The sequence below is a fragment of the Pseudomonas pharyngis genome (assembly GCF_021602345.1).
GTDB classification, from domain to species: Bacteria; Pseudomonadota; Gammaproteobacteria; order Pseudomonadales; family Pseudomonadaceae; genus Aquipseudomonas; species Aquipseudomonas pharyngis.
In genome coordinates this window covers 111,042-128,834 of record NZ_BQID01000003.1, presented here as the reverse complement: position 1 = coordinate 128,834, position 17,793 = coordinate 111,042, and the positions used below count along the sequence as shown (strand labels likewise).

General features: G+C 59.5%; 17 protein-coding genes. 10 read left to right on the top strand and 7 right to left on the bottom strand.

Annotated features, from left to right (window positions below):
* From L6D74_RS07520 to L6D74_RS07510, 3 genes are all read right to left on the bottom strand, one after another.
* Positions 1-231 carry a hypothetical protein gene (locus L6D74_RS07520; RefSeq protein ID WP_236188566.1) on the bottom strand — a complete coding sequence of 77 codons (231 nt, stop codon included), beginning with the start codon at positions 229-231 and terminating at the stop codon, positions 1-3.
* Entirely contained in the window at positions 224-493 is a 270-nt protein-coding gene (locus tag L6D74_RS07515; protein WP_039766693.1) for a hypothetical protein, read from the bottom strand. Before L6D74_RS07515 ends, L6D74_RS07520 begins: the two co-directional genes overlap by 8 nt.
* A gap of 136 nt (positions 494-629) precedes the next feature.
* Positions 630-2,090: an alanine/glycine:cation symporter family protein gene (locus tag L6D74_RS07510; RefSeq protein ID WP_236188565.1), complete on the bottom strand. Its 1,461-nt coding sequence runs from the start codon at positions 2,088-2,090 to the stop codon at positions 630-632.
* A gap of 176 nt (positions 2,091-2,266) precedes the next feature.
* Here L6D74_RS07510 and L6D74_RS07505 point away from each other — a divergent pair, with 176 nt between their 5' ends.
* Positions 2,267-3,076 (top strand): XRE family transcriptional regulator, encoded by an 810-nt coding sequence (locus L6D74_RS07505; protein WP_236188875.1) that lies wholly within the window; start codon positions 2,267-2,269, stop codon positions 3,074-3,076.
* A gap of 42 nt (positions 3,077-3,118) precedes the next feature.
* On the opposite strand, the gene L6D74_RS07500 is transcribed toward L6D74_RS07505, so the two are convergent.
* Positions 3,119-4,024: a LysR family transcriptional regulator gene (locus L6D74_RS07500; RefSeq protein WP_236188563.1), complete on the bottom strand. Its 906-nt coding sequence runs from the start codon at positions 4,022-4,024 to the stop codon at positions 3,119-3,121.
* A 161-nt stretch (positions 4,025-4,185) separates the two neighbouring features.
* Here L6D74_RS07500 and amaB point away from each other — a divergent pair, with 161 nt between their 5' ends.
* The 9 genes from amaB to L6D74_RS07455 all read left to right on the top strand — a co-directional run bounded on the left by amaB (position 4,186) and on the right by L6D74_RS07455 (position 15,198).
* Entirely contained in the window at positions 4,186-5,676 is a 1,491-nt protein-coding gene (amaB, locus tag L6D74_RS07495; protein WP_236188561.1) for an L-piperidine-6-carboxylate dehydrogenase, read from the top strand.
* Between the two features lie 156 nt (positions 5,677-5,832).
* A complete protein-coding gene (amaA, locus tag L6D74_RS07490; RefSeq protein WP_236188559.1) occupies positions 5,833-7,116 on the top strand; it encodes an L-pipecolate oxidase in 1,284 nt (427 codons plus the stop codon).
* Positions 7,117-7,480: 364 nt separating this feature from the next.
* A complete protein-coding gene (locus L6D74_RS07485; RefSeq protein ID WP_039766703.1) occupies positions 7,481-8,614 on the top strand; it encodes an ABC transporter substrate-binding protein in 1,134 nt (377 codons plus the stop codon).
* A 242-nt stretch (positions 8,615-8,856) separates the two neighbouring features.
* Positions 8,857-9,771, top strand: a complete 915-nt coding sequence (locus tag L6D74_RS07480) for an ABC transporter permease subunit (protein WP_039766704.1) — start codon at positions 8,857-8,859, stop codon at positions 9,769-9,771.
* 3 nt (positions 9,772-9,774) lie between these two features.
* Positions 9,775-11,076, top strand: a complete 1,302-nt coding sequence (gene livM / locus L6D74_RS07475) for a high-affinity branched-chain amino acid ABC transporter permease LivM (protein ID WP_064593135.1) — start codon at positions 9,775-9,777, stop codon at positions 11,074-11,076.
* Positions 11,073-11,945, top strand: a complete 873-nt coding sequence (locus L6D74_RS07470) for an ATP-binding cassette domain-containing protein (RefSeq protein ID WP_064593137.1) — start codon at positions 11,073-11,075, stop codon at positions 11,943-11,945. Before livM ends, L6D74_RS07470 begins: the two co-directional genes overlap by 4 nt.
* Positions 11,942-12,658: an ABC transporter ATP-binding protein gene (locus L6D74_RS07465; protein ID WP_011332208.1), complete on the top strand. Its 717-nt coding sequence runs from the start codon at positions 11,942-11,944 to the stop codon at positions 12,656-12,658. The genes L6D74_RS07470 and L6D74_RS07465 overlap by 4 nt, the downstream gene beginning before the upstream one ends.
* 739 nt (positions 12,659-13,397) lie before the next feature.
* Positions 13,398-14,162 carry an SDR family oxidoreductase gene (locus tag L6D74_RS07460; protein ID WP_011332209.1) on the top strand — a complete coding sequence of 255 codons (765 nt, stop codon included), beginning with the start codon at positions 13,398-13,400 and terminating at the stop codon, positions 14,160-14,162.
* 130 nt (positions 14,163-14,292) lie between these two features.
* Positions 14,293-15,198 carry a cation diffusion facilitator family transporter gene (locus L6D74_RS07455; protein ID WP_236188557.1) on the top strand — a complete coding sequence of 302 codons (906 nt, stop codon included), beginning with the start codon at positions 14,293-14,295 and terminating at the stop codon, positions 15,196-15,198.
* A gap of 30 nt (positions 15,199-15,228) precedes the next feature.
* Here L6D74_RS07455 and L6D74_RS07450 read toward each other — a convergent pair whose 3' ends face one another.
* The 3 genes from L6D74_RS07450 to ureG all read right to left on the bottom strand — a co-directional run bounded on the left by L6D74_RS07450 (position 15,229) and on the right by ureG (position 17,784).
* Positions 15,229-16,356, bottom strand: coding sequence for an AGE family epimerase/isomerase (locus L6D74_RS07450; RefSeq protein ID WP_236188555.1), 1,128 nt, complete (start codon positions 16,354-16,356; stop codon positions 15,229-15,231).
* A 213-nt stretch (positions 16,357-16,569) separates the two neighbouring features.
* Positions 16,570-17,142: a HupE/UreJ family protein gene (locus tag L6D74_RS07445; RefSeq protein ID WP_085611045.1), complete on the bottom strand. Its 573-nt coding sequence runs from the start codon at positions 17,140-17,142 to the stop codon at positions 16,570-16,572.
* Between the two features lie 27 nt (positions 17,143-17,169).
* On the bottom strand, positions 17,170-17,784 hold the full coding sequence (ureG, locus tag L6D74_RS07440) for an urease accessory protein UreG (RefSeq protein WP_007950645.1): 615 nt from the start codon (positions 17,782-17,784) through the stop codon (positions 17,170-17,172).
* Positions 17,785-17,793: the final 9 nt, after the last annotated feature.

Below are 17,793 nucleotides of genomic sequence, written 5' to 3'. Positions count from 1 at the left end.
CTAGAGATTTTTTGTTCGGTGGCCTGCTTTTGTTTTTGACGGCTTTTGCTTTTTTTTTCCTGCAGCAGCTTTTTGTTCGGGATACACATCGAGGGAGGCTTGAATGACCAGCTCAAGTCGTTCCCAACTTTTTATGTACTCTGCGAGACGCGAATGTCTAGGGATGAGGTTGGTTTCAACCGCTTTGATCATTGCTGCCCTGAGCATTGCATAGGTTGCTTTTTCAGCCATGAGTGAAGTCTCCCTTGAAGGAAACCTGGTCGAGTGTGTCAACGCCATCTTGAAGTAATACATAAACGGGAAGTATCAGTCGGTACAGATCTGAGTCATTGATGTCCTTGATGGTTACGGATGTCAGGGTCTCCAGAAGGCTGACAGCAGCGCGGATTCTGAAGCAGGCATCTTCGAACAACTGGCTGGGTGCGGCGTGTGTGTCTATTAAGTAAGTTGGACTGTTGGTCGCATTGGCTTTAAGTGGGGAATAACGATTCATCGGACGCGTCCTGATAATTGTTTTTGGCTTAATTAGTAGAAGAGCTGTTTGTTTTTCCAGCCAATTTGGTGGGGGCTTAAGTATTGGTTTGCTGAGCCATTGCGGGGTCGAATGGCTCAGCGCTCGGCTTAATTATTTAAGCTGATTGTGTAGTTGCTTCGTTGGCTACCGATGACAAACTGCGATTCATCGTTTGTAGTTCTCTTGGTTGCGGCGGCCAAGCCAACGGGTCGAGATCAAGATCAAGAAACTTGCTGGAATCGAAAATGGGCGTATTGATTCCGACACGACGCTGCTCGTCGTAATCTCGCAAGATCCGGAGACAAACTTTAAACAGCATTGCCATGGCTACAAGGTTGACCAGCGCCAGCAACGTCATGGTGATGTCGGCGAAAGCAAGCACGGTCGAAAGGTCCTCTACCGCCCCCCAGAACACCAAAACCAATACCAGCGAACGGTAGAAAAACAGCGTTTTTCGGGGTTCGCCAAACATGAACCGAAGGCTGTTTTCCCCCAGGTAGTAGTTGTAGAGCATCGCCGTGAAGACGAACAGCGCCAGCACCACGCTGATGAACATTCGCCCCCATTCACCGACCACGGCTGCCAACGAGTTTTGTGCCAGCGCAACGCCGTCGCCCTCAAATCCCGGCGCGTAGAAACCCGAAAGCAAAATGAGTAGTGCCGTGCAGGTACAAATCACGAACGTATCGATGAAAACGCTGAATGCCTGCACGACGCCTTGGGCCACCGGATGGTCGATTTTCGCCACTGACGCGACATTGGGAGCGCTGCCCAGGCCCGCTTCATTGGAAAACACACCACGTCTCACACCCATGACGATTGCGCTGCCGATCAATCCACCAAAGGCTTGATCCAGACCGAACGCGCTTTGGATGATAGTCATCAGCATTGGTGGAACCTGATCGAACTGCAGCACGATCACGTAACTCGTCACGCCGACGTAAGCGAGAACCTTCAACGGCACCAACAAGTCGGCTACGGCAGCTATTCGTTTTATCCCACCAATAAAAACTGCCCCGAGCAGCAGGGACAATGTGAGTCCTGACCACATGGGCGCCAGACCGAAAGCGTCTTTCAGCGAATGTGAGACTGCATGCGATTCGAGACCATTGATTGCAAAGCCAAACGTCACTAGCAGTAGAAGCGCTGCAATTGTTCCGAGCCAGCGTTTGTCCAGACCGTGCTCGATGTACCAGGAGGGGCCGCCTCGGAACAGGCCATTCCCATCGCTACGTTTGTAGAGTTGGCCCAGTGTGCATTCGAAGAAGCTACTCGACATGCCGAGCAAGGCTGTCATCCACATCCAGAACACTGCGCCTGGGCCTCCCATGCTCACAGCAATTCCGACCCCGACGATATTCCCCGTGCCCACCCGCCCAGCGAGGCTGAGGGTCAATGCCTGAAACGAACTCAGATGGTGGCTGCCGCTGCGCCAACTGCCCAGTAGAACGGTAAACATGTGCATGAAGTATCTGAACTGGACAAACCGTGATCGGATGGTGAAATAGCTACCCAGTCCAAGGACTACAGGGATCAAAACCTTTCCCGTAAGAAAGTCGTTGATGATGTCTAGCATTCAAAGCTCCTTGCTATTGAAAGTGCTGGCGTTTTTTATTAGCTGGTCAAGTCCTGAAACCTTTCAGGGCTCGTAATATCCAGCCATATTTCGCCGGGCGCAATTTCGCAACTTGCTTAAAAGTGATGCGAGTTGCTGCTATGGTTGCGCCTTCTAAAACAGTTTCAAGGATATTTATGTGGGAGTCTCTTCCAGCTAACTTAAGGCTTTTGTGCAGTCACTACAGATCTGTCGCGGAAGTCTGTAGGAGGATTCCGATTAATCGTGGGCAATTCAATAAGTATCTTTGCGGTAACAGCATTCCTACAGCCTTCAACCTGAAAAGAATCTGCGATTTTTTCGGGGTTGAAGAGTTTGAAATCGCTCTTCCAACCGAGCAATTCATCACACTGATTGGCGTGAAATCCAGGAAAACCAGCACCGTCGATGAACAAACGGCACCGCAGAGAATGCTAGGACACTTGCGTCAACGGTCCTCGCCGGAGCTCAAGGCGCACATCGGGTATTACTATGAGTATTACCACGCTATGACGGAGCCTGGCTCGATTTTGTGTTCACTGGTGCACGTCCGAGAAGATGGGTCAGACATTGTCTATGAGCGAAACGAGCGCTTACAGATCACGGGTACCGAAGGCGAATTTGAACGGTATCAATACGTTGGGTTCGCTTACTACCTGAGAGATCGCTTGTTTCTTATCGACTACGAGTCGCTGACCTCGAACGAGATCAGCCAAACTATTCTCATACCAAGCTTCAAAAGCTGCATCACACGGCTCAACGGTCTGAAAATGGGTGTGTCCGCCGCTGACCATCGTGCTCCGGCTTGTTCGCGGGTCGTTTGGGAGTATCTTGGACCGGAAATCAATCGGATCGATGCTTATCGCCGGGTGCGACTTTATGACGTTGATGATCCGGTTATCGATGACGACCTGCGCGCGCGACTCACTCAAACCAAGTTTGTTGATGGCCTGTTTGTAATTGCGTGACGATTCGCCGAGCCGGCGCAATACAACGCGTTTTCACTCAGGTCAGTCGGCATTAGTACTGTCGATCTGCTCCAGCATCCACTTCACGAAATCCCGTACCTTGGGCACTTCCGCCGCGTGTTCCGGATAAGCCAGGTAATACGCATCGGTGCTGGGCATCGCATGCTGCCAGGGAATGACCAGTTTGCCGTCGGCCAATTCCTCTTCCACCAGAAACCTCGGCAGCAGGGCGACGCCGCAGCCGACCTGGGCGGCGCGGATGCACATATAAAAGGTTTCGAAGCGCGGGCCGTGGTAGCTGTGTTCGGTCTGGTAGCCCTGGCTGTCGAACCAGTCGTGCCACGCTTGCGGGCGCGAAGCATTCTGCAGCAGGACCAGATCGGTGAGTTGCGTTGGATCAGTCAACGGAATGCCTGGGAGGCTGCTCGGCGCGCAGACTGGCACCAGCTCTTCGCCGAACAGCTTCAGGCATTCGGTGCCGGGGCGTGAACCCTGGCCGAAATAGAACGCCAGGTCGCTGCGCCCTTGCAGCAGGTCATCGGCCTCCTGCTCGTTGCACAGGTCCAGGTGAATCGACGGGTGACGCAGGCGCCAGCCCTTGAGGCGCGGCACCAGCCAGCGGGCGCCGAAGGTCGAGGGCGTGGAGACGCGCAGGACTTCGGTTTCGCCGCCGTAGGAACGCAGGTAATGGGTCGACATCTCGACCTGGGTCAGGATTTTTCTGACTTCCACCAGGTACAGATCGCCGGCCGGGGTCATCTGCAAACGCCGGCGTACCCGGCGGAACAACAAGTGCTGCAGCAATTCTTCGAGCTGCGCCACCTGCTTGCTGACAGCGCTCTGGGTCAGGTTCAGTTCCTCGGCGGCCCGAGTGAAACTCAGGTGCCGGGTCACGGCCTCGAAGCACTGCAACGCGGTGATCGACGGCAAGTGGCGTTTGTTCAGCATGGGCGATCCTTTTCTTGTCTTTCTGCGCAGCATGAATAAACGGAATGATATCTCGCGTAAAGGTCGTTTGTTGCACAGCCTTCCTGACGCTACAACTAAAGGTCTGCCCGGTCGTGAAAACGCGCCCGCACACATTCAGTTTTTTGCTTGAGGAGTGACCCATGGTTGCTGCATTGCTTGATCGTCTAGGTGTGGACCCGGCCCTGTACCAGAACGGCAAAGTGCCGGTGCATTCGCCCATCGACGGCAGCCGCATCGGCGCCGTGAACTGGGAAGGCCCGGCCGAAGTCGAGCAGCACATCAGTCGCGCCGATCATGCGTTCGAACATTGGCGCAAGGTGCCGGCCCCGCGTCGTGGCGAACTGGTGCGTCAGTTCGGCGAAGTGCTGCGTGAATACAAGACCGAACTCGGTGAGCTGGTGTCCTGGGAAGCGGGCAAGATCACCCAGGAAGGCCTCGGTGAAGTGCAGGAGATGATCGACATCTGCGATTTCGCCGTCGGCCTGTCCCGCCAGTTGTACGGTTTGACCATCGCCTCCGAGCGCCCGGGCCACCACATGCGTGAAACCTGGCACCCGCTGGGCGTGGTCGGCGTGATCAGTGCGTTCAACTTCCCGGTGGCGGTGTGGGCGTGGAACACCACGCTGGCGCTGGTCTGCGGCAACCCGGTGGTGTGGAAGCCCTCGGAGAAAACCCCGCTGACCGCACTGGCCTGTCAGGCGCTGTTCGAGCGCGTACTGAAGAACTTCAGCGATGCCCCGGCGCACCTGAGCCAGGTGATCATCGGCGGTCGCGATGCCGGCGAAGCGCTGGTGGATGACCCGCGTGTCGCGCTGATCAGCGCCACCGGCAGCACCCGCATGGGCCGCGAAGTGGCGCCGAAAGTTGCCGCACGCTTCGCTCGCAGCATTCTCGAACTGGGCGGCAACAACGCGATGATCCTCGGCCCGAGCGCCGATCTGGACATGGCCGTGCGCGCCATTCTGTTCAGCGCCGTCGGCACCGCCGGTCAGCGTTGCACCACGTTGCGGCGCCTGATCGCCCATGAATCGGTGAAAGAAGAAATCGTCACCCGCCTCAAAGCCGCGTACTCCAAAGTCCGTATCGGTCACCCGCTGGAAGGCAATCTGATCGGGCCGCTGATCGACAAGCACAGCTTCGAAAACATGCAGGATGCGCTGGAGCAGGCGCTGAGCGAGGGCGGTCGGGTGTTCGGCGGCAAGCGCCAACTGGAAGACCAATTCCCTAACGCCTACTACGTGTCGCCGGCCATCGTTGAAATGCCGGAGCAGAGCGACGTGGTTTGCAGCGAGACCTTCGCACCGATCCTGTACGTGGTCGGCTACAGCGATTTCGAAGAGGCGCTGCGTCTGAACAACGCCGTGCCGCAAGGGTTGTCGTCGTGCATCTTCACCACCGATGTGCGCGAGGCCGAGAAATTCATGTCGGCGGTCGGCAGCGACTGCGGCATCGCCAACGTTAACATCGGCCCGAGCGGCGCGGAAATCGGCGGCGCGTTTGGTGGCGAGAAAGAGACGGGCGGTGGTCGTGAGTCGGGCTCGGATGCATGGCGCGCGTACATGCGCCGGCAGACCAATACCGTGAACTACTCGCTGGAGTTGCCGCTGGCGCAGGGCATTACGTTCGATTGACAGAGTAATCGATGCGACGAAGAAACCTGTGGGAGCGGGCTTGCCCGCGATAGCAATCTTTCAGCCAACTAACCCCTGACTGGACTGACGCAATCGCGGGCAAGCCCGCTCCCACAGGGTATGCAGTGTTTGTTAGGTTTCTGTTGGAGTCTGGCAATGCCGTTACGCGAAGAATGTCTGTGGGAAAAACTCACGCCGCAACGACCGGATAACACGGCGCTCAGGGGCGAGGTCAAAGTCGATGTCTGCGTGATCGGCGCCGGGTTTACCGGGCTGTCGGCGGCGCTGCATCTGTTGGAAAAGGGCAAGAGCGTCTGTGTGCTCGAAGCCCATCGCGCGGGGCATGGCGGCTCCGGACGCAACGTCGGGCTGGTCAACGCCGGGATGTGGATTGCGCCGGACGAGATCGAGGCCGGGTTCGGCGAGGCGGTCGGCAGTCAGCTCAACCGCATGCTCGGGGCGGCGCCGGCGCTGGTGTTCAGCCTTGTGGATAAATACAACATCGATTGCCAGTTGCGCCGCGAAGGCACCCTGCACATGGCACATAACGCCAAGGGTGAGGCGGATCTGCGCAGTCGCGAAGAACAATGGAAGCGCCGCGGTGCGCCGGTCGAACTGCTGACCGGCAAGGCCTGCGAGCAGGCGACCGGTACGCAAAAAATCGCCGCCGCGCTGCTCGACCGGCGCGCCGGTACGCTCAATCCGATGGCCTACGTTACCGGCCTGGCCAACGCTGTCATCAGCCTTGGCGGGCAGATGTTCGATCACTCCCCGGTCGCGCGTCTTGAACGGCAAGGGCAGAAATGGTCGGTGCAGACCGAGCAGGGTTCGGTGCTGGCCGAACAAGTTGTGATCGCCTCCAACGCCTACACCGAAGGCGACTGGACCGAACTCAAGCGCAATTTCTTCCCCGGTTACTACTATCAGGTCGCTTCGGTGCCGCTCACCGAAGACGCCGCCCAGGAAATCCTCCCGGGCGGGCAGGGCTCGTGGGATACCCGCCAGGTGCTGAGCAGCATCCGCCGCGACAAGGACGGGCGTTTGTTGCTGGGCAGCCTCGGCAACGGCAATCAGAAACCGACCTGGTTCCTCAAGGCCTGGGCCGACCGGGTGCAGCAGCATTACTTCCCCAATCTGAAACCCGTGGAGTGGGAATGCACCTGGACCGGGCGCATCGCGTTCACCCCTGATCATTTGATGCGCCTGTTCGAACCGGCGCCGGGACTGGTGGCCGTCACCGGTTACAACGGCCGGGGCGTGACTACCGGCACCGTGGTCGGCAAGGCCTTCGCCGATTACCTGTGTAACGGAAATCCTCAGGCATTGCCGATTCCCTTCGCACCGATGCAGCCGCTGGCGGGAGTTGGCTTGCGCAGTTGTCTGTACGAGGCCGGGTTCTCGCTGTATCACGCGGGCCAGTGCCTGCGGATCGTCATCTGAGTGTTGAAATATGTTGCCGGAAGCGGCGCTTTTCGATGTAGCGACTAGCCTGTAATGGTGCGGGTTGTAGCAGTCCCGCACCAGCAGTGTGCAGTTCGGTGACGCGGGCTGTTACAGGCTGGTTGCACGTCGTTTGGCGCCGCGGTTGCAATGATGGCGCGTGCGGGTTGCGCCTGAAAAAATAAATGGTTTCACCTTCCGCGGTTTAGACGGTTGCACGCCCAATGAAAATGGGAACGAAACAGTCGAAATAACAAGAAAGCAGCGACTTTTTGAAGAATAAAAAACCGATGGCACGGCCCTTGCTCTGAGCATTCAAGTGAAGTCGCAGTGCCAACTAAAAAAAACCTTGGAGCACCACCTCATGTCCCAGACGTTTTACAAGAAAGGCTTTCTGGCCCTCGCAGTGGCTACTGCGCTGGGTGTTTCTGCGTTTGCACAAGCTGATGTGAAAATCGGTGTGGCGGGTCCGATGACGGGCGCCAACGCGGCATTTGGCGAGCAATACATGAAAGGGGCACAAGCGGCGGCCGACGCGGTCAACGCGGCGGGCGGCGTCAACGGGGAGAAGATCGTCCTGGTCAAGGGCGATGACGCTTGCGAGCCGAAACAGGCGGTGACGGTCGCCAAGGACCTTACCAACCAGAAAGTCGCCGGTGTGGTCGGCCACTTCTGCTCGTCCTCCACCATTCCTGCGTCCGAGATCTACGACGAAGCCGGGATCATCGCCATCACGCCGGGTTCCACCAACCCGCAAGTGACCGAGCGCGGCCTGAGCGCCATGTTCCGTATGTGCGGCCGTGACGACCAGCAAGGCATCGTCGCCGGCGACTACATCGTCGACGTGCTCAAGGGCAAGAAAGTCGTCGTGCTGCACGACAAGGACACCTACGGTCAGGGCCTGGCCGATGCCACCAAGGCTCAGCTGGAAAAACGCGGCGTGAAACCAGTGCTGTACGAAGGCCTGACCCGTGGCGAAAAAGATTTCAGCACCATCGTCACCAAGATCCGTGGCGCCGGTGCCGATGTCGTCTACTTCGGCGGCCTGCACCCGGAAGCCGGCCCGCTGGTTCGCCAACTGCGTGAACAAGGCCTGAAAGACGTCAAGTTCATGTCCGACGACGGCATCGTGACCGACGAACTGGTGACCACCGCCGGTGGCCCGCAGTTCGTCGACGGCGTGCTGATGACCTTCGGTGCCGACCCACGCCTGCTGCCAGACAGCAAGACCGTGGTAGATGCATTCCGCAAGGCTGGCACCGAGCCTGAAGGCTACACCCTGTACGCCTATGCATCGGTTCAGACCCTGGCCGCCGCCTTCAACGGCGCCAAGTCGAACAAGGGCGAGGAGGCCGCTGCCTGGCTGAAGAAGAACCCGGTCAAGACCGTCATGGGCGAGAAGACCTGGGATTCCAAAGGCGACCTTAAGGTCTCCGACTACGTGGTCTACCAGTGGGACAAGGACGGCAAATATCACCAGCTGGAAAAACAGAAGTAAGGGCTGACGCGATCGGCTGACCTCCACTGTTCCATGTGGGAGCGAGCCTGCTCGCGAAGACGGACTGACAGGCAACATCGCTGTTGAATGATCAACCGCTTTCGCGAGCAGGCTCGCTCCCACAGGATCCTGTGGTGGTCGGGCTGAATGCGCTCTGACATTGCTCCGACGTAAATCTGTATTTTTCCTAGAAGAACCGCGCGCCTCAGGGTGTGCAGGTTCTCACTGCGTGAGATTGCGTTATGGATGGTATTTTCCTGCAGCAACTGGTCAACGGCCTGACCCTCGGGTCGGTCTATGGCCTGATCGCCATCGGCTACACAATGGTCTACGGCATCATCGGCATGATCAACTTCGCCCACGGCGAGGTTTACATGATTTCTGCTTACCTGGCGGCAATCAGTCTGGCTCTGCTGGCTTACTTCGGTATTGAATCCTTCCCGCTGCTGATGCTCGGCACCCTGGTATTCACCATCGTGATCACGGCGGTGTATGGCTGGGTCATCGAGCGAGTCGCTTACAAACCCCTGCGCAATTCCACCCGACTGGCACCGTTGATCAGCGCCATCGGCATCTCCCTGATCCTGCAGAACTACGCACAGATCGCCCAAGGCGCCAAACAACAGGGCGTTCCCACCCTGCTGACCGGAGCATGGCGAGTCGAAGTCGGTACCGGCTTCGTGCAGCTGACCTACACCAAAGTCTTCATCCTGGTGGCCGCATTCGTCGGCATGGGCCTGCTGACCTATGTCATCAAGTACACCAAGCTCGGGCGCATGTGCCGTGCGACCCAGCAGGACCGCAAGATGGCTTCGATCCTCGGCATCAACACCGACCGAGTGATTTCCTACGTGTTCATCATCGGTGCGGCCATGGCGGCGTTGGCCGGCGTGCTGATCACCATGAACTACGGCACCTTCGACTTCTATGCCGGCTTCATCATCGGCATCAAGGCATTTACCGCGGCAGTACTGGGCGGGATCGGTTCGCTGCCTGGCGCCATGCTCGGCGGGATCATCCTCGGGATCTCCGAGTCGCTGTTCTCGGGCCTGGTCAACTCCGACTACAAAGACGTGTTCAGCTTCTCGCTGCTCGTACTTGTTCTGGTCTTCCGGCCTCAGGGCCTGCTGGGCCGTCCTCTTGTGTCGAAGGTGTAAGCGATGTCTTCAACCACTGCAAAATCCATTGATGTCAAAAAAAGCCTGGTTGAGGCGATTCTCGCCGGTCTGATTGCCCTGATCGTGTTCGGGCCGATTGTCGGCGTCGTACTCGACGGCTACAGCTTCAACCTCGAACCGACCCGCGTGGCGTGGATCATTGCCATCGTCATGGCCGGCCGGTTTGCCCTCAGTCTGTTCCTGCAAACCCCGAAGGGCCTGCGCATTCTCGACGGATTCGAGAGCACCGGTTCCGGCGTACATGTGCTGGCCCCGGACTACAAATCGCGCCTGCGCTGGATCATCCCGCTGATGATCGCCATCGCCGTGGCGTTGCCGTTCTTCTCCAACTCCTACCTGCTGGGCGTGGTCATCCTCGGTTTGATCTACGTGCTGCTGGGGCTGGGACTGAACATCGTGGTAGGCCTGGCCGGCCTGCTCGACCTGGGTTACGTGGCGTTCTACGCCATCGGCGCCTATGGTCTGGCGCTCGGGTATCAGTATCTCGGGCTGGGCTTCTGGACCGTGCTGCCACTGGCGGCGATCACCGCTGGCCTTGCCGGTTGCATCCTCGGTTTCCCGGTGCTGCGCCTGCACGGCGACTACCTGGCGATCGTGACCCTGGGCTTCGGTGAAATCATCCGTCTGGTGCTCAACAACTGGCTGTCCCTGACCGGCGGCCCGAACGGCATGCCGGCGCCACTGCCGACCTTCTTCGGTCTGGAGTTCGGCAAGCGGGCGAAGGATGGCGGGGTGCCGTTCCACGAGTTCTTCGGCATCGCCTACAACCCGGACGTGAAGTACTACTTCATCTATGCGGTGCTGTTCCTGGTGGTACTGGCCGTGCTGTACATCAAGCATCGTCTGGTGAAGATGCCGGTCGGCCGCGCCTGGGAAGCCCTGCGTGAAGACGAGATCGCCTGCCGCTCGATGGGCCTCAACCACGTGCTGGTCAAGCTCTCGGCGTTCACCATCGGTGCGTCCACGGCAGGTCTGGCGGGTGTGTTCTTCGCCACCTATCAAGGTTTCGTCAACCCGACCTCGTTCACCTTCTTCGAATCGGCGCTGATCCTCGCCATCGTTGTGCTCGGTGGCATGGGCTCGACCATCGGTGTGGTGATTGCAGCGTTCGTGCTGACGGTTGCTCCGGAACTGCTGCGCGGCTTCGCCGAATACCGCGTGCTGCTGTTCGGCATCCTGATGGTGTTGATGATGATCTGGCGACCTCGCGGGCTGATCCGCATCAGCCGCACCGGGGTCACTCCACGCAAAGGTGCCATTCACTATGAGAGGACTGCGCCATGAGTGAAGTCGTACTCTCTGTTGAAAAACTGATGATGCACTTCGGTGGCATCAAGGCCTTGAGCGACGTCAGCCTGAAGGTCAAGCGCAACTCGATCTTCGCCCTGATCGGCCCCAACGGCGCCGGCAAGACCACGGTGTTCAACTGCCTGACCGGGTTCTACAAGGCCTCCGGCGGCAAGATTGAACTCAACGTGCGCGGCCGGCAGACCAACGTCATTCAGCTGCTGGGCGAATCGTTCAAGCCGACCGACTTCGTCTCGCCGAAAAACTTTGCCAGTCGCCTGTATTACAAGATGTTCGGCGGCACCCACCTGGTGAACCGCGCGGGCCTGGCCCGGACGTTTCAGAACATTCGTCTGTTCAAGGAAATGTCGGTGCTGGAAAACCTGCTGGTGGCCCAGCACATGTGGGTCAACCGCAACATGCTGGCCGGCATCCTCAACACCAAGGGCTACCGCAAGGCCGAAAGCGACGCGCTGGACTGCGCGTTCTACTGGCTGGAAGTGGTGGATCTGGTGGACTGCGCCAACCGTCTGGCCGGTGAGCTTTCCTACGGCCAGCAACGCCGTCTGGAAATCGCCCGGGCCATGTGCACGCGGCCGCAGATCATCTGCCTCGACGAACCGGCCGCCGGCCTCAACCCTCAGGAAACCGAAGCGCTGAGCGCGATGATCCGGCTGCTGCGCGACGAGCACGATCTGACCGTGGTGCTGATCGAACACGACATGGGCATGGTAATGAGCATTTCCGATCACATCGTGGTGCTGGACCACGGCATCGTCATCGCCGAGGGCGGACCGGATGCCATTCGTAACGATCCGAAAGTGATCGCCGCTTACCTGGGCGCCGACGAAGAGGAAGTCGTATGACGCAACCCATCCTCGAACTCAAGGATCTGGACGTGTTCTACGGCCCGATCCAGGCCCTCAAAGGTGTTTCGCTGCAGATCAACGAAGGGGAAACCGTCAGCCTGATCGGCTCCAACGGTGCCGGCAAATCCACGCTGCTGATGTCGATCTTCGGCCAGCCACGGGCGGCGGGCGGGCAGATCCTTTATCAGGGCGTGGACATTACCCACAAGTCATCGCACTACATCGCTTCCAACGGCATCGCGCAATCGCCGGAAGGGCGGCGGGTGTTCCCCGACATGACCGTCGAGGAAAACCTGCTGATGGGCACCATTCCGATCGGCGACAAGTACGCCAAGGAAGACATGCAGCGCATGTTCGAGCTGTTCCCGCGGCTCGAGGAGCGCCGTAATCAGCGGGCCATGACCATGTCCGGCGGCGAGCAGCAGATGCTCGCCATCGCCCGGGCGCTCATGAGCCGGCCCAAGCTGTTGCTGCTGGACGAGCCGAGCCTCGGTCTGGCGCCGATCGTGGTGAAACAGATCTTCGCCACCCTGCGGGAACTGGCGAAAACCGGCATGACCATTTTCCTCGTCGAGCAGAATGCCAACCATGCGTTGAAACTGTCCGACCGGGCGTACGTGATGGTCAACGGCGAGATCCGCCTGACGGGTACCGGCCAGGAACTGCTGGTGAACGAGGAGGTGCGTAACGCTTACCTCGGCGGTCACTGATCGGTTGAAGTTGTCCACAAGCCCCGATGCGAAAGTGTCGGGGCTTTTTTGCGCCTGCCTGTTCACCGAAGACAGACACATTCGGGAAATTGTGGAAAACAAAATCGCCAACCTGCCAAAGCGCGACATATAGACGCTGCAAATGGCTGTTTTTCCACAGTTTTGACTTGTCCCCGTTTGCTGTGGAGCTGGCTGTGAATAACGTGGGTGTAGCTCGCTGAAAGCCTTGTAAACCGAGGCTTTCAGGGGTGTGGTTGTTTTTTGAGCAGTGCGTTTTTGCTGAAGGGCAGGCCTGTTTGTCAACCTTTTTTATAGGGTACAAAAAGGTGCAGATCGTTGTGGTCAATCCTGTGGATAAGTCTGTGATTAAACTCTGGAAAGACTCGGCTGAGGGCCGTAATTGCTGGCCTCGCGCAATCATGGGCATGACCGGCCGGTCGTGCAAAATGCCCTGCCCGGCACAACTGGTTGTTCAGGGTCAAGCAAAAAACTTTCCAGATCACCCGCAAAGCCTTGTGTGGCGCGGCTTTGCGCTTTTCCACTTGCCCCCGGAAACTGTGGAAGGGCTTGTGGATAACGTGCGTGCACATGGCTCCAGGCCACGGCGCATATGGCGTAGCGGCCGTTGATCAATTAATGAGCAGGATTCGATGGTTGCCGGTTAAAGCGGGGCCGGGCATGCTGCCCGCTGATTTTCTATTCCAATGGCTGCCCGGGCGGCCGAAGCAAGGAGAACACGATGTCCAACACCCTGTTTATCACCGGCGCGACCTCCGGTTTTGGTGAAGCCTGTGCCCGTCGTTTTGCCGAGGCCGGCTGGAAACTGGTGCTGACCGGTCGTCGTGAAGAACGCCTCAATGCGCTGTGCGCCGAGCTGTCGAAACAAACCGAAGTACATGGCCTGGTGCTTGACGTGCGTGATCGCAAGGCGATGGAGGAGGCGATTGCCAATCTGCCGCCATCGTTCGCCAAGCTGCGCGGCCTGATCAACAACGCCGGCCTGGCGCTGGGCGTGGACCCTGCACCGAAGTGCGACCTCGACGATTGGGACACCATGGTCGACACCAACGTCAAAGGTCTGATGTACAGCACTCGCCTGTTGCTGCCTCGCCTGATCGCCCACGGTCGTGGGGCCGGCATCATCAACCTCGGTTCCATCGCCGGTAACTACCCGTACCCGGGCAGCCACGTTTACGGCGCGACCAAGGCCTTCGTCAAACAGTTCTCGCTGAACCTGCGCTGCGACCTGCAGGGCACCGGCGTGCGCGTCAGCAACATCGAGCCGGGCCTGTGCGAGAGCGAGTTCTCGCTGGTGCGTTTCGCCGGCGATCAGGCGCGTTACGACGCCACCTACGCCGGTGCCGAGCCGATCCAGCCGCAGGACATCGCCGAGACCATCTTCTGGGTGCTGAACGCGCCAGCGCACATCAACATCAACAGCCTGGAACTGATGCCGGTGAGTCAGACCTGGGCGGGTTTTGCCATCGAGCGTAACAAGGCCTGATACGGTGTTGCCCTCTTCGCCAATCTGTTGGCGAAGAGGGCAAATCGGCCAAATTCTGGCAGTAAGGTAGACTCACTCCTCAACAACCCCACCGCACCCTGCGGTTTTCAAGGTTTTTCGAGGAGTCAAAGTGAGTAACCGAGGTGAGCAGTCGCTGCTCAAGCAATCCACCCTTCTAATGTTGGCCGTGTCGGTCGCCGGAATCGTCACCGGTTTTGTTTCGGGTTCCCAGTCCATCCTGTTCGATGGCTTTTTTTCGCTGATCGCCACCTTCATCAAAGTCCTGATGCTGATCACCGCGAAGTTGATCGCCAAGCAAAGCAACCAGCGTTTCCAGTTCGGTTTCTGGCACCTGGAGCCGATGGTGCTGCTGATCGAGGGCAGTTTCCTGCTGCTGATCGCCATTTACGCGTTTCTCAACGGTGTGTTCGGCATCATCAATGGCGGACGTGAAATCGAACTGGGCCTGGTGATCATCTACGCGGCGGTGTTCACCGTTGTCGAGTTCGCCTACTTCTTCTATGTGCGCCACCGTAATCGCACGCTCAAGTCGAGCCTGATCCAGTTCGACAACATCAGTTGGCTGGTGGACGCGATGCTGTCGGTGGGCCTGCTCATCAGTTTCCTCGCGGCGCTGTTGCTCCAGTCCCAGGGTTACGGCGAGTGGGCGAAATTTGTCGACCCGCTGATCCTGATCGTGCTGGCCCTGACCATGCTGCCGCCGGCCTTCAAGATCCTCGGCCCGGCGTTGCGGGACGTGCTCGGCATTGCGCCGGACACGCTGGACGATCAGGTGCGCCAGGTGATGGACGCGGCCAAGGTCGAGCATGGTTTCGACGACTACGTGTCCTACGTGCAGAAGCACGGGCGGGCGCGGTTCATCGAAATTCATGTGGTGTTGCCGGCGAATTACCGGCTGCAGAGCGTCGGTCAGCTGGATGTGCTGCGTGAGGAGATTTCCGCGAAGCTGGGCAAACCGGATGCGGCGCGCTGGCTGACCATCAGCTTCACTGGCGACAGGAAGTGGATTGCTTGACTTGTGCGGGCGCGCGGGCTCGCCACGACGTCAGCTCAGATAGTCGGCGATGCCGCGATAGCAGGTCGCCAAATGATACGGCGTGGTCGACGGCATGTCCTTGCGGCTGACCTGGCCCTGATCGTCACGGCACTCGTGCCAGCCGCCGGCGTGCAGGAAGCGCTGTTGCAGCGCCTGCAACTGGCGCAGCACCGCGCTTTCACTGCCCGGACGCAAGGTCAGGGCGCGCAGGTACTCGGCCTGGGCCCAGATGCGTTGGGTCGAATCCTTTCCGTTTCCTTGCGGATCAAGCATGGCCAGCACCGCACCGGTGTCGGCCTCGACGCCCTGTTGTTCGGTGAAGGCAAACGCACGATCCAGTGCCGCGTGCAGCTTCGACCCGCGCAGCAGCGGTGAGGATTCGAGCAGGAAATACCATTCGAACTGATGCCCCGGCTCAAACCAGTTATCCACAGCACCCAGCGGTTTTTCCATCAGCACGCCCTGTTGCGGTTCGATGAAGTGCTTGTGCATGGCTGTGCATAACTCGCTCAGCGCCTGCTGGGTCTGGGGATCTTCGCGCACCGCCAGCGTGGCCAGGAAGGCCTCGGCCAAGTGCATCAGCGGGTTTTGCAGCGGGCCGGTTTCCAGCGTGATCCAGTCGCGGTCGAGGCAGGCTTCGTAGAGGCCGTCGCCCGTTGCGAATCGCCGGCCGATAACTTCCAGCGCAGCGTTGAGCGTCGATTCCACCAAGGGCTCGCGGGACTTTTCCCAGTAATGCGCGCAGGCGAACAGGATAAAGGCGTGGGTGTAGAGGTCCTTGCGCTGATCCAGCGGTTTGCCCTGCGGATCGATGCTGTAGAACCAGCCGCCGTGCTCGGCATCGTGGAAGTGCCGTTGCAGGGAACGGAACAGTGCAGCCGCGCGGACTTCGGCGTTATCCACAACCCCGATCAGGCTGGAAAACAGGTACAGCTGCCGTGCGCAGGCCATGGCCCGATAGCGCTGCGGTGGCAGCGGCTGATGTGCGCCGTCCAGCGCCTCGTAAGGCAACGCCATGTCGGCGTTCCAGCCCGGTCCTTGCCAGAGGGGCACGATCACGTTCAGAAAGTGCTGTTGCACTTCGCCGAACAGGGCGGTCAGTTCAGGCAGGGAGGTGGAGCGGGAAGCGTGGGGCATGGGCGGACGTCGTCACGGCAGGGGCGATTGCGCGACATGGTAGCAGAGAGACCGGCCTTAGAGACGCGGTGTCTGTCAGGCCGCTTTCCTCGGAGCGCCGCCCGGACCAAGCCCGCTCCCACGATGGTCACGCCGAACACAATACTTGTGAACAACACAGAACAACTGTGGGAGCGGGCTTGCTCGCGAAGAGGCCTGATCAGGCGATAGAGTTCAACCGGCCAACAACCACGCGCCCGTCACCGCCGAAGCGGCTCCGGCCAGTCGAACCAGCGGCGCGGCCGCCTGAGGCAGAAAACGCACGACGGCATAACCTGCCGCATGCAATGCAGCCGTTGCGACCACGAAACCGGCGGCATACGCCCAAGGGCTCGACATGTCCGGCAACTCGAGGCCGTGGGCCACGCCGTGGAACAGCGCAAACAGCGCCGTCGCCGCCACCGCCATCATCAGTGGCGGACGCACCGCCAGCGCCACCGCCAGACCCAGCGCCAGCACCGAGGCGGCAATCCCGCTTTCCAGCGCCGGCAATTCCAGCCCTTCAAAGCCGAGCAGGCCACCGATCAGCATGGTGCCGACAAAGGTGCATGGCAGCGCCCAGCGTGCGGCGCCTTGCTGCTGCGCGGCCCACAGGCCGACGGCCAGCATTGCCAGCAAATGGTCGAGGCCGCCGATCGGGTGGCTGATGCCGGCCACCAGACCAGAGTCGCCGTGGCCAGGGTGGGCGAAGGCCAGGGCCGGGGTCAGCAGCAGCGCGACGGCGCCGAGAATACGTTTGAGTGTCATGGATAAGCTTCCTTGTTGAGCAGTGAATCAGGCTGCAGTCAGCAGGCCCTGGCGTTCGATGAAGGCGATGATGTCTTCCAGGCCCTGACCGGTTTTCTGGTTGCTGAACACGAACGGCTTGCCGTTGCGCATGCGTTGGGTGTCGCTGTTCATCATCTCCAGCGAGGCGCCGACCAGCGGCGCAAGGTCGATCTTGTTGATCACCAGCAGGTCGGATTTGCAAATGCCGGGCCCGCCCTTGCGCGGCAGCTTGTCGCCGGCGGAAACGTCGATCACGTAGATGGTCAGGTCGGACAGTTCCGGGCTGAAGGTTGCGGAAAGGTTGTCGCCGCCGGACTCCACCAGAATCAGGTCCAGCCCCGGAAAACGTCGGTTCAGTTGATCCACCGCTTCGAGGTTGATCGAGGCGTCTTCGCGGATCGCCGTGTGCGGGCAGCCGCCGGTTTCCACGCCGATGATGCGTTCCGGCGCCAGGGCTTCGTTGCGCACCAGAAAGTCGGCGTCTTCGCGGGTATAGATGTCGTTCGTGACTACAGCCAGGTTGTAGCGCTCGCGCAGGGCCAGGCACAGGGCCAGGGTCAACGCGGTCTTGCCGGAACCGACCGGGCCGCCGATGCCGACGCGCAGGGGTTGTGTGTTCATGTGCTTCTC